At 59.6% G+C, this 260-nt stretch carries 1 protein-coding gene; it reads right to left on the bottom strand.

Annotated features, from left to right (window positions below; translation table 11 throughout):
• A partial coding sequence (locus I6F35_RS39770) for a hypothetical protein (protein WP_225122986.1) occupies positions 1-186 on the bottom strand: 186 nt, incomplete at its 3' end.
• Positions 187-260 lie beyond the last annotated feature (74 nt).

The following is a 260-nucleotide window of genomic DNA, read 5'->3' as shown; positions in this document are numbered from 1 at the left end:
TCGGACACCTACGCTGGTCTTGAGCCATTTGTTGATCTGAATGCGCCAACGCCGTCCGAGTTGCGCGACGATGCTCACTTTGCGCCAGCCCATCCTCCCGGGGGTCGCTCGGACACCTACGCTGGTCTTGAGCCATTTGTTGATCTGAATGCGCCAACGCCGTCCGAGTTGCGCGACGATGCTCACTTTGCGCCAGCCGATCCTGCCAGGGGTCGCTCGGACACCTACGCTGGTCTTGAGCCATTTGTTGATCTGAATGC

Source organism: Bradyrhizobium sp. BRP22, from assembly GCF_020194175.1.
Classification (GTDB): Bacteria; Pseudomonadota; Alphaproteobacteria; order Rhizobiales; family Xanthobacteraceae; genus Bradyrhizobium.
The sequence above is the reverse complement of the archived record's forward strand: the minus strand, read 5'-3'. Positions and strand labels throughout refer to the sequence as shown.